25 protein-coding genes and 2 tRNA genes are annotated in these 20,215 nt (G+C 65.7%); 6 read left to right on the top strand and 21 right to left on the bottom strand.

Going from position 1 to position 20,215, the window contains the following annotated elements:
• Nucleotide 1: 1 nt before the first annotated feature.
• The 12 genes from rplN to rpsJ are packed head-to-tail and all read right to left on the bottom strand — an operon-like array spanning nucleotide 2 to nucleotide 5,560.
• On the bottom strand, nucleotides 2-370 hold the full coding sequence (gene rplN / locus JX001_RS08730; RefSeq protein ID WP_003164378.1) for a 50S ribosomal protein L14: 369 nt from the start codon (nucleotides 368-370) through the stop codon (nucleotides 2-4).
• A gap of 18 nt (nucleotides 371-388) precedes the next feature.
• Nucleotides 389-631: a 30S ribosomal protein S17 gene (rpsQ, locus tag JX001_RS08725; protein WP_017506051.1), complete on the bottom strand. Its 243-nt coding sequence runs from the start codon at nucleotides 629-631 to the stop codon at nucleotides 389-391.
• A gap of 10 nt (nucleotides 632-641) precedes the next feature.
• A complete protein-coding gene (gene rpmC / locus JX001_RS08720; protein WP_008263673.1) occupies nucleotides 642-839 on the bottom strand; it encodes a 50S ribosomal protein L29 in 198 nt (65 codons plus the stop codon).
• Nucleotides 839-1,279 (bottom strand): 50S ribosomal protein L16, encoded by a 441-nt coding sequence (gene rplP, locus JX001_RS08715; RefSeq protein WP_017506052.1) that lies wholly within the window; start codon nucleotides 1,277-1,279, stop codon nucleotides 839-841. The genes rpmC and rplP overlap by 1 nt, the downstream gene beginning before the upstream one ends.
• Before the next feature lie 3 nt (nucleotides 1,280-1,282).
• Nucleotides 1,283-2,038 carry a 30S ribosomal protein S3 gene (rpsC, locus tag JX001_RS08710; RefSeq protein ID WP_017506053.1) on the bottom strand — a complete coding sequence of 252 codons (756 nt, stop codon included), beginning with the start codon at nucleotides 2,036-2,038 and terminating at the stop codon, nucleotides 1,283-1,285.
• Nucleotides 2,038-2,418, bottom strand: a complete 381-nt coding sequence (gene rplV / locus JX001_RS08705; protein ID WP_017506054.1) for a 50S ribosomal protein L22 — start codon at nucleotides 2,416-2,418, stop codon at nucleotides 2,038-2,040. Before rplV ends, rpsC begins: the two co-directional genes overlap by 1 nt.
• Nucleotides 2,419-2,421: 3 nt before the next feature.
• Nucleotides 2,422-2,700, bottom strand: a complete 279-nt coding sequence (rpsS, locus tag JX001_RS08700) for a 30S ribosomal protein S19 (RefSeq protein ID WP_017506055.1) — start codon at nucleotides 2,698-2,700, stop codon at nucleotides 2,422-2,424.
• Between the two features lie 2 nt (nucleotides 2,701-2,702).
• Nucleotides 2,703-3,539 (bottom strand): 50S ribosomal protein L2, encoded by an 837-nt coding sequence (gene rplB, locus JX001_RS08695; RefSeq protein ID WP_055753391.1) that lies wholly within the window; start codon nucleotides 3,537-3,539, stop codon nucleotides 2,703-2,705.
• A 4-nt stretch (nucleotides 3,540-3,543) separates the two neighbouring features.
• Entirely contained in the window at nucleotides 3,544-3,846 is a 303-nt protein-coding gene (locus JX001_RS08690; RefSeq protein ID WP_008260292.1) for a 50S ribosomal protein L23, read from the bottom strand.
• Nucleotides 3,846-4,484: a 50S ribosomal protein L4 gene (gene rplD, locus JX001_RS08685; protein WP_017506058.1), complete on the bottom strand. Its 639-nt coding sequence runs from the start codon at nucleotides 4,482-4,484 to the stop codon at nucleotides 3,846-3,848. The genes JX001_RS08690 and rplD overlap by 1 nt, the downstream gene beginning before the upstream one ends.
• The gene (gene rplC, locus JX001_RS08680) at nucleotides 4,484-5,233 is read right to left on the bottom strand and encodes a 50S ribosomal protein L3 (RefSeq protein WP_055753390.1); all 750 of its coding nucleotides are present in this window, start codon (nucleotides 5,231-5,233) and stop codon (nucleotides 4,484-4,486) included. The genes rplD and rplC overlap by 1 nt, the downstream gene beginning before the upstream one ends.
• A 21-nt stretch (nucleotides 5,234-5,254) precedes the next feature.
• Nucleotides 5,255-5,560 carry a 30S ribosomal protein S10 gene (gene rpsJ, locus JX001_RS08675; protein ID WP_003164367.1) on the bottom strand — a complete coding sequence of 102 codons (306 nt, stop codon included), beginning with the start codon at nucleotides 5,558-5,560 and terminating at the stop codon, nucleotides 5,255-5,257.
• A gap of 590 nt (nucleotides 5,561-6,150) precedes the next feature.
• Between rpsJ and JX001_RS08670 the strand changes: the two genes are divergently transcribed.
• Nucleotides 6,151-6,903 carry a porin gene (locus JX001_RS08670; RefSeq protein ID WP_066551211.1) on the top strand — a complete coding sequence of 251 codons (753 nt, stop codon included), beginning with the start codon at nucleotides 6,151-6,153 and terminating at the stop codon, nucleotides 6,901-6,903.
• 117 nt (nucleotides 6,904-7,020) lie between these two features.
• Here JX001_RS08670 and JX001_RS08665 read toward each other — a convergent pair whose 3' ends face one another.
• The 3 genes from JX001_RS08665 to JX001_RS08655 form a co-directional block, all read right to left on the bottom strand.
• Entirely contained in the window at nucleotides 7,021-7,908 is an 888-nt protein-coding gene (locus JX001_RS08665; RefSeq protein ID WP_205680768.1) for a GIN domain-containing protein, read from the bottom strand.
• A gap of 113 nt (nucleotides 7,909-8,021) precedes the next feature.
• Complete coding sequence (locus tag JX001_RS08660; protein WP_205680767.1) at nucleotides 8,022-8,936, bottom strand: transcriptional regulator; 915 nt, start codon at nucleotides 8,934-8,936, stop codon at nucleotides 8,022-8,024.
• A 10-nt stretch (nucleotides 8,937-8,946) separates the two neighbouring features.
• Nucleotides 8,947-10,107 (bottom strand): GNAT family N-acetyltransferase, encoded by a 1,161-nt coding sequence (locus JX001_RS08655; RefSeq protein ID WP_205680766.1) that lies wholly within the window; start codon nucleotides 10,105-10,107, stop codon nucleotides 8,947-8,949.
• 149 nt (nucleotides 10,108-10,256) lie between these two features.
• Between JX001_RS08655 and JX001_RS08650 the strand changes: the two genes are divergently transcribed.
• Entirely contained in the window at nucleotides 10,257-10,418 is a 162-nt protein-coding gene (locus JX001_RS08650; protein WP_165117191.1) for a hypothetical protein, read from the top strand.
• Between the two features lie 38 nt (nucleotides 10,419-10,456).
• Nucleotides 10,457-11,524, top strand: a complete 1,068-nt coding sequence (locus JX001_RS08645; protein WP_205680765.1) for a L,D-transpeptidase family protein — start codon at nucleotides 10,457-10,459, stop codon at nucleotides 11,522-11,524.
• Here JX001_RS08645 and JX001_RS08640 read toward each other — a convergent pair.
• From JX001_RS08640 to JX001_RS08625, 4 genes are all read right to left on the bottom strand, one after another.
• A complete protein-coding gene (locus JX001_RS08640; protein ID WP_205680764.1) occupies nucleotides 11,521-13,116 on the bottom strand; it encodes a carboxylesterase/lipase family protein in 1,596 nt (531 codons plus the stop codon). The genes JX001_RS08645 and JX001_RS08640 overlap by 4 nt on opposite strands.
• A 181-nt stretch (nucleotides 13,117-13,297) precedes the next feature.
• Nucleotides 13,298-14,488 carry an elongation factor Tu gene (gene tuf, locus JX001_RS08635; protein ID WP_017506879.1) on the bottom strand — a complete coding sequence of 397 codons (1,191 nt, stop codon included), beginning with the start codon at nucleotides 14,486-14,488 and terminating at the stop codon, nucleotides 13,298-13,300.
• Nucleotides 14,489-14,551: 63 nt separating this feature from the next.
• Nucleotides 14,552-14,625: transfer RNA gene (locus JX001_RS08630), tRNA-Gly, on the bottom strand.
• A gap of 81 nt (nucleotides 14,626-14,706) precedes the next feature.
• A tRNA-Tyr gene (locus JX001_RS08625) sits at nucleotides 14,707-14,790 on the bottom strand.
• Between the two features lie 149 nt (nucleotides 14,791-14,939).
• Between JX001_RS08625 and rlmB the strand changes: the two genes are divergently transcribed.
• The 3 genes from rlmB to JX001_RS08610 are packed head-to-tail and all read left to right on the top strand — an operon-like array spanning nucleotide 14,940 to nucleotide 16,997.
• Nucleotides 14,940-15,824: a 23S rRNA (guanosine(2251)-2'-O)-methyltransferase RlmB gene (gene rlmB, locus JX001_RS08620; RefSeq protein WP_205680763.1), complete on the top strand. Its 885-nt coding sequence runs from the start codon at nucleotides 14,940-14,942 to the stop codon at nucleotides 15,822-15,824.
• A gap of 31 nt (nucleotides 15,825-15,855) precedes the next feature.
• Nucleotides 15,856-16,662: a TerC family protein gene (locus JX001_RS08615; RefSeq protein WP_055754934.1), complete on the top strand. Its 807-nt coding sequence runs from the start codon at nucleotides 15,856-15,858 to the stop codon at nucleotides 16,660-16,662.
• The gene (locus tag JX001_RS08610; protein ID WP_205680762.1) at nucleotides 16,659-16,997 is read left to right on the top strand and encodes a rhodanese-like domain-containing protein; all 339 of its coding nucleotides are present in this window, start codon (nucleotides 16,659-16,661) and stop codon (nucleotides 16,995-16,997) included. The genes JX001_RS08615 and JX001_RS08610 overlap by 4 nt, the downstream gene beginning before the upstream one ends.
• Before the next feature lie 73 nt (nucleotides 16,998-17,070).
• Here the strand turns inward: JX001_RS08610 and metG are convergent, their stop codons facing one another.
• The gene (metG, locus tag JX001_RS08605) at nucleotides 17,071-18,774 is read right to left on the bottom strand and encodes a methionine--tRNA ligase (protein ID WP_205680761.1); all 1,704 of its coding nucleotides are present in this window, start codon (nucleotides 18,772-18,774) and stop codon (nucleotides 17,071-17,073) included.
• 54 nt (nucleotides 18,775-18,828) lie between these two features.
• Nucleotides 18,829-20,187: an MATE family efflux transporter gene (locus JX001_RS08600; RefSeq protein ID WP_241004587.1), complete on the bottom strand. Its 1,359-nt coding sequence runs from the start codon at nucleotides 20,185-20,187 to the stop codon at nucleotides 18,829-18,831.
• Nucleotides 20,188-20,215: the final 28 nt, after the last annotated feature.

Genomic DNA, 20,215 nt, shown 5'->3' with positions numbered 1-20,215 from the left:
GTTACAGGACCTCCGGAGCCAGCGAGATGATCTTCATGTGGTTCTTGGCGCGCAGTTCGCGAGGAACCGGGCCGAAGATCCGCGTGCCGACAGGCTCGTTCTGCTTGTTGACGATGACGGCGGCCGACTTGTCAAAGCGGATGACCGAGCCGTCCTTGCGTTGGATGTCCTTGGCGGTGCGCACGACGATGGCGCGAACGACGTCGCCCTTCTTCACACGGCCGCGCGGGATGGCTTCCTTCACGGAGGCGACGATTGTGTCGCCGATCGAGGCGTAGCGGCGCTTGGAGCCGCCCAACACCTTGATGCACATGACCCGGCGGGCGCCCGAATTATCGGCCACTTCCAGGTTAGTTTGCATCTGGATCATAAGATCAGATCCTTCTGATTACGAGGCGGAGGCGTTGGAAAGGACTTCCCAGCGCTTCAGTTTGGACTTGGGGGCGCACTCGACGATGCGAGCGATGTCGCCGACCTTGAGCGCGTTGGCTTCGTCGTGCGCGTGGTACTTCTTGGACGACCGGACGGTCTTCTTCAGAAGCGGGTGAAGCAGGGTGCGCTCCACCTTCACGACGACAGTCTTCTCGCCCTTGTCGGACACGACCACGCCTTCAAGAATTCGCTTGGGCATATTCGTTTCCTTACGAGGCCGCACGCTTCTCGCGCAGAAGCGTCGAGATGCGAGCGATGTCTTTGCGGACTTCACCAACGCGGTGAGTCTTTTCCATTTGGCCGGTGGCCGCCTGGAAGCGCAGGTTGAACTGTTCCTTCTTGAGCTTCAGCAGCTCGTCGGACAGTTGGTCGGTCGTTTGCGACCGCAGATCGGCGATCTTGGTCATTAGGCGGCAGCCTCCACATGCGCGACGCCGGCGTCGATACGGGTCACGACCTTGGTGCGGACCGGCAGCTTGGCGGCGCCGAGACGGAGTGCTTCGCGGGCGACATCGTCCGGCACGCCGTCGATTTCAAACAGGATACGGCCCGGGTGGCAACGCGCGGCCCAGTGGTCCACGGCGCCCTTGCCCTTACCCATCCGGACTTCAGCCGGCTTGCCCGTGACGGGCAGGTCGGGGAAGACGCGGATCCAGACGCGGCCCTGGCGCTTCATCTGGCGAGTGATCGCGCGGCGAGCCGCTTCGATCTGACGCGCGGTGATGCGTTCCGGCTCCAGCGTCTTCAGGCCATACGACCCGAAGTTCAGCGAGAAACCGCCCTTGGCCGAGCCATGGATCCGGCCCTTGAAGGCCTTGCGGTATTTGGTCTTCTTCGGTTGCAACATGACTTAGTTCTCACGTCCCCGGTCGCGACGCGGACCGCGGTCGCCACGGGGGCCGCCGCGTTCGCGGCCTTCGTTCGAGGACGGACCCGAAGCTTCCTGGGCCCAACGCTTGTCCTGCGCCATGGGATCGTGCTCCAGCACTTCACCCTTAAAGACCCAGACCTTCACGCCGATGATGCCGTAGGTCGTCTTGGCTTCGTAGAAGCCATAGTCGATGTCGGCGCGCAGCGTGTGAAGCGGCACGCGACCTTCGCGGTACCATTCCATACGTGCGATTTCCGCGCCGCCCAGACGACCCGAGACATTCATACGAATGCCCTTGGCGCCCAGACGCATGGCCGACTGCATCGAACGCTTCATGGCGCGGCGGAAGGCCACGCGGCGCTCCAGCTGCTGCGCGATGTTCTCGGCGATCAGCTGCGCATCGGTTTCCGGCTTGCGGACTTCGATGATGTTCAGGTGAACTTCACCCTCGGTGCGCGCCGAGATGTCCTTGCGGAGCTTCTCGATGTCAGCGCCCTTCTTGCCGATCACGACGCCCGGACGGGCGGCGTAGATGGTGATGCGGCACTTCTTGTGCGGGCGCTCGATGATGATGCGCGACACGCCGGCGGCGGCCAGGCGTTCCCGCAGCCACTCGCGCAGCTTCAGGTCCTGGTGCAGCAGGCGGGAATAGTCGGCGCCGGCGGCGAACCAGCGGCTGTCCCACGTGCGGTTCACGCCGAGGCGCAGACCGACCGGATTGATTTTCTGTCCCATCAGGCGGCCTCGCCGGCTTCACGGACCACGATGGTGATCTCGCTGAACGGTTTCAGGATGCGCGACGAACGACCGCGAGCACGGCTCGCGAAACGCTTCATCACCAGGTTCTTGCCCACGAAGGCCTCGGCGACGACCAGATTGTCGATATCGAGGTTGTGGTTGTTCTCGGCGTTCGAGATCGCCGAATACAGGACCTTGCGGACGTCGCCAGCGATGCGCTTACGGCTGAATTCCAGCTCGTTCAGCGCCTTCTGGACCGGCATGCCGCGGATCGAAGCGGCGACCAGGTTCAGCTTTTGCGGGCTGATACGCACGTTGACCAGCTTGGCGCGGGCCTCGGTCGGGGCGACCCGACGCTCGTTTTTTGTCTGGGCCATCGGTTACTTCCTTTTGGCCTTCTTGTCCGCCGCGTGACCCGGGAAGTTCCGGGTCGGGGCGAACTCGCCGAGCTTCATGCCGACCATCTCTTCCGAGACCGACACGGGCACGTGCTTCTGACCGTTATGGACGCCGAACGTCAGACCGACGAACTGCGGCAGGATGGTGGAGCGGCGCGACCAGGTCTTGATCACGTCCTTGCGGCCCGACGATTGAACGGCGTCGGCCTTCTTGAGCAGATACCCGTCGACAAACGGGCCTTTCCAGGAGGAGCGGGCCATTCTTAGCGAGCCTTCTTAACGTGGCGGGTACGGATGATGTACTTGTCCGTAGCCTTGTTCTTGCGGGTACGAGTGCCCTTGGTGTCCTTACCCCACGGCGTGACGGGGGTACGACCACCAGAGGTCCGGCCTTCACCACCACCATGCGGGTGGTCGATCGGGTTCATGGCGACGCCGCGAACGTGCGGACGCCAGCCCATGTGACGCTTGCGACCGGCCTTGCCCAGATTCTGGTTCATGTGGTCGGGGTTCGAAACCGCGCCCACCGTGGCGATGCAGCCGTCCAGGACCATACGCAGTTCGCCCGAGCCAAGACGGATCTGGGCATAGCCCTGATCGCGACCGACCAGCTGGGCGTAGGCGCCGGCCGAACGGGCCAGCTGGGCGCCCTTGCCCGGCTTCATTTCGATGTTGTGGATGATCGTACCCACCGGCATCGAACGAAGCGGCATGGCGTTGCCCGGCTTCACGTCGGTCTTTTCGCCCGCGACGATCGTGTCGCCCGCCTTAAGGCGTTGCGGCGCGATGATGTAGGTCTTCTCGCCGTCCTCGTAGGTCACGAGCGCGATGAAGGCCGTGCGGTTCGGATCGTATTCCAGACGCTCGACCGTGCCGACCATGTCCCACTTGCGACGCTTGAAGTCGATCTTGCGGTACAGGGTCTTGGCGCCGCCGCCGCGGAAGCGGACCGCGATGCGACCGCCCTGCCCCCGTCCGCCCGACTTGGTCAGACCTTCGGTCAGCGACTTTTCCGGACGGCCCTTGTGGAGTTCCGAACGGTCAACCAGCACGAGGGCGCGACGGCCCGGCGAGGTCGGATTGTAATGTTTCAAGGCCATCTGATCAGAGCCCCGTGGTGACGTCGATCGACTGGCCGTCAGCCAGCGTCACGATCGCTTTTTTGATGTCGACCCGGCGACCCAGGATACCCCGGAAGCGCTTGGTCTTGCCCTTTTGAACCAGGGTGTTGACCTTCAGGACGTTGACTTTGAACAGGCTTTCGACCGCAGCGGCGATCTCGTCCTTGGTCGCCGTGTCGGCGACGCGGAAGACGACCTTGTTCTGCTCGGACAGGATCGTGGCCTTTTCGGTGATCACCGGGGCCAGGATGGTGTCGTAGTGCTTGGCGGTAGGTTGAGCGGCCATTACGCGGCTTCCTTATCGCTGAAGCGGGCTTCGATGGCCTCGATAGCGGCCTTCGTCAGCACCAGCTTGTCAGCCCGCAGGATGTCATAGACGTTCAGACCGGCGTTCGGCAGCACGTCGATGTGCGGGATGTTGCGTGCGGCCAGGCCGAAGTTCGTATCGACTTCGGGACCCGCGATGATCAGAGCCTTGGTCCAGCCCAGCTTGCCGAGCGTTTCACGCAGCGAAGCGGTCTTGGCTTCCTTCACCGAGACGGTGTCGACCACGATCAGGTCGCCCGACTTGGCCTTGGAGGACAGGGCGTGACGCAGAGCCAGCGCGCGAATCTTCTTCGGCAGCGAGAAGCCGTGATCGCGAACGATCGGGCCGAAGGCGCGCGAACCGCCGACGAACTGCGGTGCACGGCGCGAACCGTGACGAGCGCCGCCGGTGCCCTTCTGCTTGTACATCTTCTTACCCGTACGAGAGTTCTCGTTGCGGGTTTGAACCTTGTGCGTACCGGCGCGGCGCTTGGCCAGTTGCCAGTTGACGGTGCGGGCCAGGATGTCGCCGCGGATGTCGGAGATGCCGAAGACGGCGTCCGACAGTTCCACGTCGCCAGCAGCCTTGCCGTCGAGTTGGATGACAGAGAGTTTCATTACGCTTCACCGCCTTCGGTCGCTTCGACGGGGGCTTCTTCAGCCGGGGTCGAGGCGGGTTGAGCAGCAGACTTGCTCGACTTCAGCGCGCCAGGGAACGGAGCGTCGGCCGGGCGAGCCTTCTTGATGGCGTCGCGAACCTTGACGTAGCTGCCGTCGTGACCGGGGACAGCGCCCTTGATCAGGATCAGGCCACGCTCGGCGTCCACGCGGACGACGGTCAGGTTCTGGGTGGTGACGGTTTCGGTGCCGTAGTGGCCGGCCATCTTCTTGCCGGGGAACGTGCGACCCGGGTCCTGACGGTTACCCGTCGAACCGTGCGAACGGTGCGAGACCGAAACGCCGTGGGTGGCGCGAAGGCCGCCGAAGTTCCAGCGCTTCATGGCGCCGGCGAAACCCTTACCGATGGTCTCGCCCTGGATGTCGACCTTCTGGCCCACCAGGAAGTGTTCGGCCGACAGTTCGGCGCCCACGTCCAGCAGACCGTCCGCATCGACGCGGAACTCGGTCACATAGGCCTTCGGTTCGACTTCCGCCTTGGCGAAGGTCTCGCGTTGAGCCTTGTTGGTGTTCTTAGCCTTCTTCGTGCCAGCGCCCAGCTGGAGAGCGACGTAGCCGTCACGCTCCTGGGTACGTTGGCCGACGACTTGGCAGCCGTCGAGCTGCAGCACAGTGACCGGTACGTGCGCGCCGTCATCGGCGAACACGCGGGTCATGCCCAGCTTCTTGGCGATCACGCCCGTGCGCATCGGATCCCGCCTCTTTCTACTTTAAATCTTGATCTCGACGTCCACGCCGGCGGACAGGTCGAGCTTCATGAGCGCGTCCACGGTCTGCGGGGTGGGGTCGACGATGTCGAGCACGCGTTTGTGCGTGCGGATTTCAAACTGCTCACGCGACTTCTTATCGACGTGCGGAGAGCGGTTCACGGTGAACTTCTCGATCAGGGTCGGCAGCGGAATCGGACCGCGAACGGTCGCGCCGGTGCGCTTGGCGGTATTAACGATCTCGCGCGTCGAAAAATCGAGGACGCGGTGATCAAAGGCCTTGAGCCTGATGCGGATGCTTTGATCCATATCGGTGCTTACTTCCAATGCGGTCGGAGGACCGCGTCCCTGTGAACCATTTCAAAGACCGAAGGCCTTCGGGCAAAAAGCCCTCAGGGAACGCAAATCCGCAAAAACGATCGGCCCACGCAGTTGCCCGCGAAGGCCGTTGATATCCCAAGAAGCTGCAAAGAACAGTGACTTAGGTCGTTCTTGCGAACCGCGTTTGCAGCGAACTGCACAGCCGGTCCAACAAGAGTGGTGGCTTATGCCTATCGATTCTGATTTCGTCAAGCGCGCAAACCCGGGCTGACACAGGATTTCGACGCGGTCTTCGCCGAGGGCTGCGCACGGCGCGAAGACACATTCGGCGGCGACATCGGCGGCGTCGGACGCCCTCTTTATAGTGCATGGGCGCGACTGCGGTGCGGGATTAACGACTTGCCCCACAGATCGCCAAGTCGTGACACAATCTGGCCGCAACGCGTGGCTGTTGCGCAACAACCTTGCCACCTCAGGTCAATCGAACGTCGGTTTATTGCTCCGCTTCGTTTTAGGCTGATAGCAGCGCCCCTCCCCGGACCCCCATCCGGGTGCAGACTGCTAAGGACAAAAGAAAAATGAAGACGATCCTCCTCGCCACGGCCGCCGCCGCCCTGTTCGCCGCCCCGGCCTTCGCCCAAGACGCCATCGGTTCGGTCGGCGTGACCTATTCCAACCCGTCGATCGAAGTCGCCGGCGACGACGTCGACGCCGACGTCTGGACCGTTGACGGCTCGGTCGCCTTGCCGGCCCAGGACTGGACTGTGACCCTGAACGGCGCGATCGACTACACCAAGGCCTTTGGCGAAGAAGACGTCACCGGCGCCGCCGCCGCTCACCTGACCAAGATGTGGTCCTCCGACGTCCGCGCCGGCGCCTTCGTCGCCGCCAACGGCATCGGCAGCGGCAACGAGCCGATCTGGACCGTGGGCGCTGAAGCGCAGAAGTATCTGTCGAACGCCACCCTGACTGGCCAAGTCGCCTACACGACCGCTGACAACGTGGACGCCGACATCTGGACCGTCGGCGCCGACGCCGCCTTCTACGTCATGCCGAACCTGCGCCTGAACGCGGGCGTCGCCTACAACAACGTCGACTTCTCGGGCGGCGACACCGACGCCTGGACCTATGGCGTGGGCGCCGAATACGAGTTCGAGAACACCCCGTTCTCGCTGGGCGCCGCCTATACCCGCGCCGACATCGATTCGCTGGACGTCGACACCTGGTCGGTCGGCCTGCGCTATTCGTTCGGCGGCGGTCTGCAAGCGCGTGACCGCGCCGGCGCCAACCTGGGCGTCTCGGCCATCTCCAGCGTCCTGAACGTCTTCTAAGCATCTCGGACCTGAGCCATGCGAAGAGCCCCGGCGGAGCGATCCGCCGGGGCTTTTTGTTTGGCCGGAAAAGACCCCCGGGGTTCCACGACCGGGGGCCTTTTCGTCGCTCGGGTCTTACTGCCCGATCTGCAGGGTTCCCGATCCGACGACGGAGCGAGAGACCGATCCCGTGGCCGAGGCGACGCGGACGCTGCCCGATCCGGCGATCGCCACGTCCAGGTCGCGCGTCGCGCCGCCGTAGCGAACATCGCCCGAGCCGCCGATGGCGACCGACAGCTTGTCCATTCGGCCCTGCCGCACGTTCACACCGCCCGAGCCGCCGATGGACAGTTCACTGCGTCCGCCGGCGCTGGCCACCTCGACATTGCCCGATCCGCCGACAGCCGCCTTCAGGGCTCCGGTTGCTCCGGCGGAAATGGAGCCCGATCCGCCGACGCTGGCCTTCAGCGATCGAGACGTGCCGGCGCGGATCGCGCCCGAGCCCCCGAGTCCCAGTTCCAGATCGCCATCCACATTGGCCACGTTCCAATTGCCGCAGCCGCCATTGTCCAACTCGACCGATCGCGCGCCGCGTCCGACCGAGCCGAAGACCGCGCCGCTGGCGCTGACATCCACCGCGCGCGGCGTGCGCACGACGATCAAGGGCGCGTCTTCCAGGCGGATGCGGCCCAGGTCGCGTACCTCGACGGTCGCGCCCTGCCCCGGCTGGCCTGCATCGCTGCGACCGGAGTTGCAGCCGCGAATGGCGCTGTTGCCGCCCCACATGCCGTTACGGCGCAGGCCGCCGCCGATCTTCACGTCATTGCCGTCGCGGCGAACCTGGATGGCCGGCAAGCGCGTCTGGCCTTGCGTGACCTCGACCCCGATATCCTGACGATCCTCGACGATGACCACCACACGGGCGACGGCGTTGCGTATCTCGACCTCGGCGGCCGAAGCGGGCGCAGCGACAAACCCGGTCAGGGTGGCGACGGCGGCGGCGGCGATCAGTGCGGTTTTCATGAGCGGTTTTCCCTTCCCGGATGTGAGGAGCCCGGTTCTGAAGAGAAGGTGCGCGCCGCCCGCGCCCAAGTCATTTTAACTCGAGGTCATGAACTCGAATTAACGCCCCGAGCTTATGACCTGGCGTTCAGCGCGCCCGCGCCGTCCGCCGCGCCGATCTCCGGCTCGAAGTCACGCTCGAAGTTGGCGATCTTGCTCTTCATCGCGCCCGCCTTCTTGAGCGCCAGCGACGCGGCCCAGCGTGCCGCCAGCTCCGGCGTTGTCATGCCGTCGGTGAAGCGCGGCCGCCCGCCCCGGCTGCGGATCACCGCATTGGTGAACAGCGCCCCGTTGCGGAACCGCGACGGCCAGGTCTGAAAATCCATCGACAGGCTGACGCAGAAGCGGTCCAGATTCTCCACCCGGTGCGGCGCATACAGCGGCCAGGTCAGGGCGCGGCCTGGCTCCAGATCCATGACCTGCGCGTCCTGTTCGAACGCCAGCGTGTAAGGCAGTTCCTCGGTCGTCTGGCGCGCAACCACCTGTTCCATGTTTCGCTCGGGCAGATGCCCCTCGTCGCCGGGATAGACGAACAGCCGCTTGCGCCCACGAAGATGGAACAGCACCACGCCCGCCGCGTCGAAATGATAGGGCACGCGCGCCTTGGGCGACGACAGGATCAGCTGCCCCGCGTTTCGCACCGCCCGCATCCCCGGATAGGTCGCCTGGATCGCGGCGAAATCCTTCATCGCCGCCGCCCACAGTTCGGGCCAGCCCGTCTCGACCCCACGCAGATTGACCCACAGCCGACCCTGTTTGATCGCCTCGAGCAGTTCCTCGCCCGACAGCCGCCCGCGCGCGCCGGTACGCAAGGACACCTGACCCTCGTCGTCGTAGTCATACAGGTTGATGTCGAACAGTTCGGCCGGATAGCGATCCAGCACGGCGGCCAGCGCCGCATCCTCGGCGAACCCTTGCTCGATCAGGGTGTGCGCGTGGGTCTTGGCCTCGGCGATCGGGCCGGGATAGCGTGTGCGGCGCTGGGTCATGCCGATGTCCTCAAACGTGGGCGACGCGCGCCGGCGTCTTCTTCTTTGCGGCCGCCTTCTGAACAGCCGACCGTGCGGCGACCGCCGCGCCCCTCAGCCGCCCGACGGGCGTCGCCTCGCAGGCTTCGATCGTGGCCCAGCGCCGACGCAGGGACGCCCGCACCGCCTCGCCGCGTCCGCCCGCCCTGTTCAGCGCCGCGACCGTGATGTCGCCCAGCGCCTGGGTCACGCCCGGCTGCATCACCACGGCTTCGCGCACCGTCTGCCGCGCGTTGACGAAATACTTCTTGTAGGTCTCGCCCTCGAAGCCAAAGTCGAACACCCGGAAACCCTCGGCCGCCGCCAGCCGCATTGTGTCCATGCTCAGCAGGATGCCCGGCGAGCACCGCGCAAGCGTTGGCTCATAGGCCGGGAACCAGAAATGGTAATGCCGCCCGGCGTGCAGCGAGAACTCGATCGCCACAAGCTTGTCGCCCGCATGCATGGCCGCCATCGAGGCGCCGAAGCCTTCTCGCGGCTCGCTCATCAGCGCGTGCAGCAGATCCCGCGTCCAGCCGCAGGCGAAGATGTCATGCAGCCCCGAGCGCCGATACTGCGCCGCCTTCAGCGCGATCAGATGATCCAGCAGCGCCGGATCTCTGAGACCCCGCTCCACCCGGATCGGCCCCAGTTCAGCCTCCAGGCTGCGGCGCGCCCGCTCCTTGTCCTTGAAGTATTTGCCGAAGGTCTTGCGACGCTCGGCGTACCAATCGTCATAGCCCGCCTCGGGCATGGCCACCTGCACCGTCTCGCGCGCCTGGCCCGTTTCGCCCGCGCCGATCCAGCCGGGCACGTTCAGCCGCTTGGCGTTCAACAGCCGCGCCACCTCTTCCAGCGTGATCGTCTCGCCCGCCGGGGCGATGACGCCGTGATAGTCGTTCATGGGCGCGCCCAGCGGCTGCACCGCCCCGCCGCGTCGCTGATGCGGGAAGAAGCCGACGATCTCACCGTCCCGTCGGAACACGGCGATCGCAGCGCCGGGGCAGACCCGTGAGGCGATCTCGGCATAGTCCCAGCGGAAATAGGGGCTGGCCAGATCAGGATTGTCAGCCGTCCACGCACGCCAAAGGGCTATGGCGGCGGCGTCCATCGCCGCCGCGTCCATGATCTCGACCTGCAGCATTCCGGCCATAAGTATCCTCTCGGGGCCTTGCGCAGCAAGGTCCATTCCACGCCGCACCCTGCCCTATGCGCGTTTCATCAGGGTTCACCGGCATGGTGAACGCACGTCGACGGAGCCGCGATCGCCCTGGCGCGTTTGAGTGACCCAAGGAGAAGACCATGACCGATCAACGCCCTGACAGCAAAGCCGTCGAGAACGAAAACCTGCGGCCGGACGCCGACGGCCAGCCGCCGCGCCCGGCGACCGAGCCCAAGGGTTCCAAGGATTCGTCCAACTCCGGCGAAACCGAAACCGACCCCGCGACCGGCGAACCCAACTGAACACCGACCGCCTGCACTCACCGTCTCGAAAGTCTCTTATGAATCGTCCCGCCTACCTCGCCGCACTCGCTGTTCTCGCTCTGGGCGCCTGCTCGCCGAAGGAGGAGAACACAGCCGCCCCAGCGGCGCAGACGGCCGAGACCGCGCAAGTGGGCCAAACCGGCCCGCTCTCTCGAGACGCCATCGAAAACACCGCCTACGCGCCGCCGCCGGCCGCACAAGAGGACCAGCCGGCCAGCCCGAATGCCGCCCAGCAGCAGCCGCAGCCCGCCCTGATCCGCGCCCAGGTTCTTCTGGAGCGCGCCCGCTTCTCGCCCGGCGCGATCGACGGCCTGGCGGGGTCGAACATGCGTCAGGCGATCTCCGCGTTTCAGGAAGCCAACGGCATGACGGTGAACGGGGAGCTGAACGCCGACGTGATGGGCCGACTGCGCGCCGCCGCCGGACCGGGCGCGGTGACCACCACCTACACCATCACCCAGGAGGACATCGCCGGACCCTACCTCGGCGTCGTCCCCACGCAGCTGGAGGCTCAAGGTCAGGCGGCCCACATGGGCTACGCCAATATCGTCGAGGCCTTGGCCGAGCGCTTCCACGTCACCGAGGCCTTGCTGCGCGCGATGAACCCCAGCGCCGACTTCAACCGCGTTGGCCAGGGCCTGCTTGTCCCCGCCGTCAACACCGCCCCCCTGCCCGCCGACGTGGACCACATCGACGTCGACAAGAGCGAAGGCTCGGTCAAGGCGTTTGATGCCGACGGCAAGCTGATCGCCTACTTCCCCGCCACCATCGGCAGCGGCGACAACCCGACCCCGACCGGCACGGTCAAGGTCAACGGCGTGGCGCGAAACCCGGACTACACCTACGACCCGTCGAAACTCAGCTATGGCGACGGCAAGAAGAAGGTCGTCGTCAAACCGGGCCCCAACAATCCGGTCGGCGTTGTCTGGATCGATCTGAACAAGCCGAGCTACGGCATCCACGGCACGCCGGACCCCCATCTGGTCGGCAAAACGGCCTCGCACGGCTGCGTGCGCCTGACCAACTGGGACGCCTGGATGCTGGCCGACAAGGTCAAACCGGGCGTCACTGTCCGCTTTATCTAGTGGACGGTGCCGAACGGCGTCCCGTCCCAGAAGTCGCAGTGGTGGCGTTCGAAAAAGCCGTCGTCCATCACATCGCCCTCCGGCTTGAACACCCGCACCGGCCCCGCACCTTCGACGCGGGGCCATTCGGCGGCGAAGGCCGAACTGCCGAACGTCGCCCACAGCCTTTGCATCCGCTCAGACAGAGCCTTTTGCTCCGGCGTGAACCGCTTGGGATCAGCAAACACCCAGCGCGTGCCGAACACATAGGCCAGTTCACTGGCGTGATAGGCGCCCAGATCCAGACCGACGATCCAGTCCGGCAAGACGAACGGCGCCTCTCGATCGGCGAACTCATAGCCCCACACCGGCACATGGTGGGCCAGAAGACGTCGCAAGGCCTGTGACGGACAGGCGAACCTCTGGTCCGTGAAGTTCGCAGCGATGGCATAGGCGGGCCCGTCCTCACCCACAGGATAGCGCGCCAGCACCCGCTCACCCTCGTCGCCGTACATCCAGATCGTCTCCTTCTGATAGCGATCCATGTCCTGCACCTCGTTCGCGAACAGCCGCCCCTCATCGAGGTTCGTCCCGACGAGGACGGGCACGCGCGTGAACCGCCCCTCTCGGATGGCGACCGCCGGGTTTTCCGGCACAGTGGCGTCCGTGTGCACCGGTCCCCATGATCCCGGCCCGTTGATCCCCGCCCTCAATGACGCCGCCCGCGACAGCCGCCAGGCCGGAAGCGCTCTCAGACAAGCGATCTGATCGTCGCCTGTGCAGCCCAGCCTTTCGGCGAACATCGGCCCCGACTGGGCCGCGTCCTGCGCCTTGACCAGGGATGACGGCTCCAGGCACCCGCCGCTCTGCATGATGACCCGTTGATACAGCCCCTCCGACTGCGGCGACGCCATGAGGTAACAGGCCGTCCACGCGCCCGCGCTCTCGGCGAACAGGGTGACGTCGCCTGAATCGCCGCCGAAGGCCGCAATGTTCCGATGCACCCATTTCAGCGCCGCCTGCTGATCCATAAGGCCGAAGTTGCCGCCGAAGCCTTCGCCGGTCGCCTGAAACCCGGGATGCGCCAGCCAGCCCAGCGCGCCGAGCCGATAGTTCATCGTCACGACCACCCGCCCCTGCTCGCGCGCCAGTTTCGAGGGATCGTAGTTGGCGCCCGCCCCCACGGTGAAGGCGCCGCCCGGGATATAGACCATCACGGGTCGCGCCTCGGCCGCCTCCCCGCCCGGCGCATAGATGTTCAGATACAGACAGTCCTCGGACCCGACGACGATCCCGCCGCCGCCGCCCAGGATCGAACGTCGCCCGATCGCCTGGGTGCAGTCCGAACCAATCCGCGTCGCATCCCGAACGCCCTGCCAAGCCTGGACCGGCTGCGGCGCGCGCCAGCGCAGATCGCCGACGGGCGGCGCCGCGAACGGCACGCCGAGAAACGCTCGCGTCCCCGCCCCCTCGACGCCGCGCACCGTCCCGGCTTCGGTCGTCGCCAACACCGGCTCGGCGTCCTTGGCGAACCGGACCTGATCGACCTTGCCGGGATGGGTGGCGCAGGCCGACAGGGCGACAAGGCACGCAAGCAACGAGATCAGACGCATCGTCAACCTTGGCTGTTGGGCAGACGACCCTAACGCCTGAACGGGAGCCCCGTTGCGGACGCCTGTGGTCGCCCGCACAGCAAAACGGCCCCCGGATTGCTCCGGGGGCCGCTCTGTTACGCTACTCTGTTGTTCGGCCGATGCGCGCCTCGCGGAGGCGCGCGGCTTGAGGCCGTTTCGCTTAGGCGATGATCTTGGCCACGACGCCGGCGCCGACGGTGCGGCCGCCTTCACGGATGGCGAAGCGCAGGCCCTGGTCCATCGCGATCGGGGTGATCAGCTCGACGTTCAGCTCGGCGTTGTCGCCCGGCATGATCATCTCGACGCCTTCCTTCAGCTGAACGATGCCGGTCACGTCCGTCGTGCGGAAGTAGAACTGCGGGCGATAGTTCGTGAAGAACGGGGTGTGACGACCGCCTTCTTCCTTGGTCAGGATGTAGGCTTCGGCCAGGAACTTGGTGTGCGGGGTGATGGAGCCCGGCTTGCACAGCACTTGGCCGCGCTCGACGTCTTCACGCTTCGTGCCGCGCAGCAGCACGCCGACGTTGTCGCCCGCTTGACCTTGGTCCAGCAGCTTGCGGAACATTTCCACGCCCGTGCAGGTCGTCTTCTGGACCGGACGGATGCCGACGATCTCGACTTCCTCACCAACCTTGATGATGCCCTTCTCGACGCGGCCCGTGACCACGGTGCCACGGCCCGAGATCGAGAACACGTCTTCGACCGGCATCAGGAACGGCAGGTCGACCGGACGCTCCGGCTGCGGGATGTAGGCGTCGACGGTTTCCATCAGGGCCAGAACGCGCTGTTCGCCGATTTCCGGGTTCACGCCGTCGGTCGCGGCCTTGGCCGAACCCTTGGTGATCGGAATGTCGTCGCCGGGGAACTGGTACGAGCTCAGCAGCTCGCGCACTTCCATCTCGACCAGCTCGAGCAGCTCTTCGTCGTCGACCAGGTCGACCTTGTTCATGAAGACCACCAGGGCCGGCACGCCGACCTGACGAGCCAGCAGGATGTGCTCGCGGGTCTGCGGCATCGGGCCGTCAGCAGCCGACACCACCAGGATCGCGCCGTCCATCTGCGCGGCGCCGGTGATCATGTTCTTCACATAGTCGGCGTGGCCGGGGCAGTCGACGTGGGCGTAGTGACGGTTGGCAGTCTCATATTCCACGTGCGCGGTGTTGATCGTGATGCCGCGAGCCTTCTCTTCCGGCGCAGCGTCGATGTCGGCGTAGTTCATCGCCTTCGCGCCGCCGGCCTTCGCCAGCGTCATCGTGATCGCAGCCGTCAACGTCGTCTTGCCGTGGTCAACGTGACCAATCGTGCCGATGTTGCAGTGCGGCTTCGTCCGTTCGAACTTTTCCTTGGCCATGGCCAAACTCCTGATGGCCCGGGTCCGTCAGCGGAGGGGCGCGATGCTGATCTTTTAAAAACCTGGAGCGGGTAGACGGGATCGAACCGACATCCTCAGCTTGGAAGGCTGCTGCACTACCATTGTGCTATACCCGCGCGGAGACTGCGGAAGTTCTTTCGGAACGCCGCAGCCGGTTCCTCTCCGTCGTCCTGATCCGTCGTATCCGTCAAGGCGCGTGGTGGGGGAAGAAGGACTCGAACCTTCGAAGCTTACGCAGGGGATTTACAGTCCCCCCCCTTTGCCACTCGGGACATTCCCCCAGCGCGCCTTATCGAACCGTCGGACCCCTCGTTTCCGCCCATAAAGAAGCGGGACGAAACAAAAGCCTTCGGCTTGTCGCCTCCTCTAGGATAGAGGGGGCGCCCAGACCCGAAAGCCCTTGGGGCTCCAAATCGGAGGGCGTCTTATAGTGTCGTCGAAATCAGAACGCAACGACCGTAAAAGCGGTAAAAAACCGGTCTTCGGAAACCGTCCCGACGGCCCTCGCGACAAAGGCCAAAAGCCCGCCGCGCAAGGGTTTGGCCGGCGCGAGGAAACTGCTCGTCAGCCCCGTTCGCCCGATCGGGGCAAGTCGGACGCCGATAATTTTCTGTGGGGCCGCCACCCGGTTCTGGCCGCTCTGGCGAATCCCGCCCGTCGCGGCATGGGGCGTCTGCTGGCCACAGCCGAGCGCGCCGCCGAGATCGAGAACAACGCTCTCGCAAACGGCCACAAGATCGAGGTGGTCGAAATCCAGGCCCTGACCCGGATGCTACCCCCCGGCGCCGTACATCAGGGACTGGCCTTCAAGGTCCGACCGCTGGAGGGCGTGTCGCTGGAAGAGCTGGCCGATCCGGCTGAGGGCGTCATCGTCATGCTTGATCAGCTGACCGACCCCCAGAACGTCGGCGCCATCTTCCGATCGGCCCTGGCCTTCGGCGCGCGGGGAATCATCGTTCAGGACCGTCATGCCCCGGCCCTGGCCGGCGCCCTGGCCAAGGCGGCCGTCGGCGCCACCGAACGCCTGCCCCATGCGCGCGTCACGAATCTGTCACGTGCGCTGGAGCGTCTGGCCGATCTGGGCTGGCGCGCGGTCGGATTGGATGGAACGGGCGAACAGACGCTGGAAGAAGCGCTGGATCATCAGCCGACCATTCTGGTCATGGGGTCCGAAGGCGACGGCATCCGTCGTCTGGTCGCTGAACACTGCGATGTTCTGGCCAAGATCCCCATGCCGGGCGGATTCGAGAGCCTGAACGTGTCCAATGCGGCGGCGGTCGCGCTTTATGAAGCGGCGCGCGCGCAACGCGGCTGACAGAACGCCGCACCGAGGCTAAGGAGCGGAAATGGAATTCCTCTCGTCTCCCGAACTCGCCAGCCAGGCCACGGCCCTGGGCCAGGTCCTGCTGATGGATCTGGTCCTGGCCGGCGACAACGCCGTCGCCGTGGGCCTGGCCGCCGCCGCCCTGCCCCAGGACCAGCGCAAGAAGGCCATTCTGATCGGCCTGGCCGCCGCCGTCGTCATGCGAATCGGCTTTGCGCTGATCACCGTGCAACTGCTGGCTCTGGTCGGCCTGTTGCTGGCCGGCGGCCTTCTGCTGCTGTGGGTGTGCTGGAAGATGTGGCGCGAACTGCGCGAGCAGGCGACGCACGACCAGGCCGAGGCCGAAAAGGAACTCGAACTGGCCATGAGCATCGAGCACGGCTCTGGTCCGTCGCCCGAGGAACTGGGCCTGAAGCGCAAGAGCTTCGGCGCCGCCCTGCTTCAGATTATGGTCGCCGACATCACCATGTCGCTGGACAATGTGTTGGCCGTCGCCGGCGCCGCGCACGAACATCCCTGGATCATGGTCTTCGGCCTGGTCCTGTCGATCGCCCTGATGGGCGTCGCCGCCACCTATATCGCCAAGCTTCTGCACCGCTTCAGCTGGATCGGCTACATCGGTCTGGTCGTCGTCCTTTATGTCGCCCTGCACATGATCTGGGACGGCGCCCGTCAAGTGGTGGTTCGCACCGGCCATATGGACGAATTCAACGCCTCGGCCCCCGCCTTCCTTGAGATCGGTCCCGAGGAAGCGGCCAAACACCTGGGCCAGAAGCGCACCGAGGACAGCCCGACGCCGGCCCCCGCCGAACCGACGGTCGCGCCATGACGGTCGCCACCGTCACAGTCGAAGAAGCCGCCGTCTGGCTGCAGGCCGGCGAAGCGGTGCTGATCGATGTGCGCGAGCCGGACGAGTTCGCCGCCGCCCGTATCGACGGCGCGATCCTGGCCCCGCTCAGCCAAATGCCCGCCGCCTGGGAGGCGCTGGACCTTCCGGCCGACAAGAAGATCATCGTCCAATGCCTGAAGGGCGGCCGTAGCCATCAAGTCTGCGCCTTCGTCGGCCCGACGGGCCCCGATGGCCAGCCGCTGTTCAACCTGACCGGCGGCATCCAGGCCTGGAACGCGGCGGGGCTTCCCGTCGTGTTCGCCGAACAGGACTGATCAAAGGCCGCGTAGATAAAAGCCGCGCTCGATCCCGAGCGCGGCTTTTTCTTTGCCACACACGTGGGGTGGATCAGGCGTCCGCGCCGCCGAAGCGTTCGGACCATTCCGCGACCTGGGCGTCCTCGATCTTGGCGAACAAGACGCCCTGAGCTTCGACCTTGCCGCCGACCGGCAGACGGTTCAGCAGATCCTCGTCGGCGCCAGGCCAACTCAGGTCGTCGACCCCAACCGACGCCGCGATCCTGGGCGCGGTGAAGGGCAGGATCGGCGCGGCCAGGCGCGCGAACAGAGCGACCAGATTCAGACCCGTCCGCACCCCGACCGCCGCGCGGTCGCGATCGGTCTTCAGCGCCGTCCAGGGCGCCGCGACCTGCAGATACTCGTTGCCTAACACCCAGGCGGCGCGGATGGCGACGGCGGCCTTTCTGAACTCCATGGCCTCCAGCTGTTCGGTCGCCTCGGCGACGGCGGCCTTGATGTCGGCTTCCAGCTGGATTTCGACCGGCCCGCCCTCGCCGCCCTCGGGCACCACGCCGTCGAATTTGGATTCGGCGAACTTGACGATGCGGTTGACGAAGTTCCCCAGCACATCGGCCAGGTCCTTGTTGGTCGAGGCCTGGAAATCCTCCCAGGTGAAGGCCGAATCCGCGTGCTCCGGCCCATAGGCCGTCAGGCGCCAGCGCCAGTAGTCGGCCGGGAGCAGTTCCAACGCCTGATCCATGAACACGCCGCGCTTCTGGCTGGTCGAGAACTTGCCGCCGTACCAATTCAGCCAGTTGAAGGCCTTCAGCTGGTCCACCGTCTTCCACGGCTCGCCCGAGCCGATGATGGTCGCGGGGAAGCTGACGGTGTGGAAGGCCACGTTGTCTTTGCCCATGAACTGGACATAGCGAACGTCCTCCGCCCCCTCGTCCAGACGCCACCAGTCACGCCACGATCCGCCCGTCGCCTCGGCCCATTCCTCGGTCGCGGCGATGTATTCGATGGGGGCGTCGAACCAGACGTAGAAGACCTTGTCCTCCATGCCCGGGCGCGGGAAGCCATCCTTTGTCACCGGCACGCCCCAGGCCAGGTCGCGGGTGATGCCCCGATCGATCAGTCCCTCGTCCAGATGTTTATAGGCGATGGACTTAGCCAGCTGTTGCCAGCCCGTCTTGCCGTCGACCCAGGCGCGGATCTCCGGCTCGATCTTGGTCTGAAGCAGATAGAGGTGACGCGTGTCGCGCACCTCCAGGTTCTTGGAGCCCGACACCGACGAATAGGGATCGATCAGGTCGGTCGGGTCCAGCAGGCGTCCGCAGTTGTCGCACTGATCACCGCGCGCGCCGACATGGCCGCAGTGGGGGCAGGTTCCCTCGACATAGCGGTCGGGCAGGAAGCGGGCGTCGTCGATCGAATAGATCATCCGATCCACCCGCTCCTCGATCAGGCCGTTCTTCTCCAGCGCCTCGGCGAAATGCTGGGTCAACCGATGGTTCTGCGGGTTCGACGACCGGCCGAACCAGTCGTAGCTGAGGCCGAACGCCTGGCCGGCGGCCTTCTGGATCTCGTGCTGCTCGTCGCAATAGGTCCGCACGTCCTGGCCGGCGGCGGCGGCGGCCAGCTCGGCCGGGGTGCCGTGCTCGTCGGTGGCGCAGATATAGAGGACCTCATGACCCTGCGCCCGCTTGAACCGCGCCCAGACGTCGGCCGGCAACATCGAGCCCGCCAGATTCCCCAGGTGCTTGATGCCATTGATGTAGGGCAGCGCCGAGGTGATGAGGATGCGGGCCATGATCGTCCAGGTGTTCGGGGAAGCGCAGGGATATAGAGCGGCGGCGCGGTTTCCTCAAACGCCTTGCGGAAGACGGCGCGCAATACGGATGAAACGCCCCGTCAGCAGGGTCGAGGACGCCAGGCTGGCGATCACCACCGCCCAGACCAGGCCGTTGACGCCCATCTGGTGCGCCAAAACCCAGCCCAGCGGCATCATCACCGCGCCGTAGGCGGCGAAATGCATGATCGTAGGCCACCAGACATCGCCCGCCGCGCGGTTGGCCTGGGCCGCCACGACCTGAATGCCGTCCGCGACGAAGAACAGCGTCGCCAGCACCAGCGCCGGCGCCGCGATGGCCAGCAGGGCCGGATCGCGATTATAGGCGCCGACAATCAGATGGGCGCTGGGCCAGACCAGCAGGGCGACCACCAATGTCAGGGCCGTCACGACGCCCAGCCCCACCAGCCCGGCGCGCATCACCCCTCGCCCGTCGCCGGCCCCATAGCTGCGGCCCACCAGCACCGCCGTCGCCGACGAAAGCCCCATCGGCAGCATGAAGACGATCGCCGAGACGTTCAGCACCACCGCCCAGGCCGCCGTCTCCGCCGTGCCGATCTGACCGGCGAAGAAGGTGAAGCCCGAAAAGGCCCCGACCTCGATGAAGTAGGAGGCCCCGGCGCCCAGGCCGACCTTGACCTGCTCGCGCGCGGCCTTGGGATCGCGCTCGGGCTTGTCGAAGATGCCCAACGCCCGCGCCTCGGGCAGACGCAGGATGTAGATCACCAGAAAGATCGCCAGCGCCGCCCGCGCCCCGAACGTCGCCCAGGCCGAGGCGAAGGCGCCGTCGAAGCCGAAGCCCAGAAGGTCCGGCACCAGCACGATGTTCAGCGCCAGATTGACCCCGTTCGCCACCCACATGGCGACCATGCCGGGCTTGGGCCGGCCCAGAGCCTCTAGGAAGAATTGGCCCGTCACCGAGATCAGATAGAAGGGCATGGACAGGGCGAACACCACCAGGGCAGGCCCCGCGCCCTCCGCCAGACCGTCCTCCAGCCCCAGCTTGCCCAGTCCCCACGGGCCAATGGCGATCAGGGCGATCATCGACACCACGCCGATCTGCAACGAATAGGTCAGGCCGCGACGCAGCACCGAGCCGACAGCGTGCCGACGCCCCTCGCCCAGCATCCGCGCCGTCATCACCTGAACGCCCAGCATCAAGCCCACTGCTGTCGTCACCACGATCGACGTCGGCGCCCAGGCCAACGAATGGAACGCCAGTTCCTGGCTGGAATAGTTGCCGACGACGATGGCGTCGGTCAGCCCCATGGTCATGATCCCGATGCGCGCTAGGATCACCGGCCATGCCAGGTTCAGCAGGTCGCGGAAGGCGGTACGGGTCTGGGGGCTGAGCGCGATCATCGGACGCGGCACAGGCCACGCCGACCCGCCGGGGTCAACT

Source organism: Brevundimonas fontaquae (assembly GCF_017086445.1).
Taxonomy (GTDB): Bacteria; Pseudomonadota; Alphaproteobacteria; order Caulobacterales; family Caulobacteraceae; genus Brevundimonas; species Brevundimonas fontaquae.
The sequence above is the reverse complement of the archived record's forward strand: the minus strand, read 5'-3'. Positions and strand labels throughout refer to the sequence as shown.

What these genes read in the sequence shown, in the direction of transcription:
- rplN (WP_003164378.1), bottom strand. Translation starts at nt 370, where the DNA reads ATGATCCAGATGCAAACTAACCTGGAAGTGGCCGATAATTCGGGCGCC.
- rpsQ (WP_017506051.1), bottom strand. Translation starts at nt 631, where the DNA reads ATGCCCAAGCGAATTCTTGAAGGCGTGGTCGTGTCCGACAAGGGCGAG.
- rpmC (WP_008263673.1), bottom strand. Translation starts at nt 839, where the DNA reads ATGACCAAGATCGCCGATCTGCGGTCGCAAACGACCGACCAACTGTCC.
- rplP (WP_017506052.1), bottom strand. Translation starts at nt 1,279, where the DNA reads ATGTTGCAACCGAAGAAGACCAAATACCGCAAGGCCTTCAAGGGCCGG.
- rpsC (WP_017506053.1), bottom strand. Translation starts at nt 2,038, where the DNA reads ATGGGACAGAAAATCAATCCGGTCGGTCTGCGCCTCGGCGTGAACCGC.
- rplV (WP_017506054.1), bottom strand. Translation starts at nt 2,418, where the DNA reads ATGGCCCAGACAAAAAACGAGCGTCGGGTCGCCCCGACCGAGGCCCGC.
- rpsS (WP_017506055.1), bottom strand. Translation starts at nt 2,700, where the DNA reads ATGGCCCGCTCCTCCTGGAAAGGCCCGTTTGTCGACGGGTATCTGCTC.
- rplB (WP_055753391.1), bottom strand. Translation starts at nt 3,539, where the DNA reads ATGGCCTTGAAACATTACAATCCGACCTCGCCGGGCCGTCGCGCCCTC.
- JX001_RS08690 (WP_008260292.1), bottom strand. Translation starts at nt 3,846, where the DNA reads ATGGCCGCTCAACCTACCGCCAAGCACTACGACACCATCCTGGCCCCG.
- rplD (WP_017506058.1), bottom strand. Translation starts at nt 4,484, where the DNA reads ATGAAACTCTCTGTCATCCAACTCGACGGCAAGGCTGCTGGCGACGTG.
- rplC (WP_055753390.1), bottom strand. Translation starts at nt 5,233, where the DNA reads ATGCGCACGGGCGTGATCGCCAAGAAGCTGGGCATGACCCGCGTGTTC.
- rpsJ (WP_003164367.1), bottom strand. Translation starts at nt 5,560, where the DNA reads ATGGATCAAAGCATCCGCATCAGGCTCAAGGCCTTTGATCACCGCGTC.
- JX001_RS08670 (WP_066551211.1), top strand. Translation starts at nt 6,151, where the DNA reads ATGAAGACGATCCTCCTCGCCACGGCCGCCGCCGCCCTGTTCGCCGCC.
- JX001_RS08665 (WP_205680768.1), bottom strand. Translation starts at nt 7,908, where the DNA reads ATGAAAACCGCACTGATCGCCGCCGCCGCCGTCGCCACCCTGACCGGG.
- JX001_RS08660 (WP_205680767.1), bottom strand. Translation starts at nt 8,936, where the DNA reads ATGACCCAGCGCCGCACACGCTATCCCGGCCCGATCGCCGAGGCCAAG.
- JX001_RS08655 (WP_205680766.1), bottom strand. Translation starts at nt 10,107, where the DNA reads ATGGCCGGAATGCTGCAGGTCGAGATCATGGACGCGGCGGCGATGGAC.
- JX001_RS08650 (WP_165117191.1), top strand. Translation starts at nt 10,257, where the DNA reads ATGACCGATCAACGCCCTGACAGCAAAGCCGTCGAGAACGAAAACCTG.
- JX001_RS08645 (WP_205680765.1), top strand. Translation starts at nt 10,457, where the DNA reads ATGAATCGTCCCGCCTACCTCGCCGCACTCGCTGTTCTCGCTCTGGGC.
- JX001_RS08640 (WP_205680764.1), bottom strand. Translation starts at nt 13,116, where the DNA reads ATGCGTCTGATCTCGTTGCTTGCGTGCCTTGTCGCCCTGTCGGCCTGC.
- tuf (WP_017506879.1), bottom strand. Translation starts at nt 14,488, where the DNA reads ATGGCCAAGGAAAAGTTCGAACGGACGAAGCCGCACTGCAACATCGGC.
- JX001_RS08615 (WP_055754934.1), top strand. Translation starts at nt 15,856, where the DNA reads ATGGAATTCCTCTCGTCTCCCGAACTCGCCAGCCAGGCCACGGCCCTG.
- JX001_RS08610 (WP_205680762.1), top strand. Translation starts at nt 16,659, where the DNA reads ATGACGGTCGCCACCGTCACAGTCGAAGAAGCCGCCGTCTGGCTGCAG.
- metG (WP_205680761.1), bottom strand. Translation starts at nt 18,774, where the DNA reads ATGGCCCGCATCCTCATCACCTCGGCGCTGCCCTACATCAATGGCATC.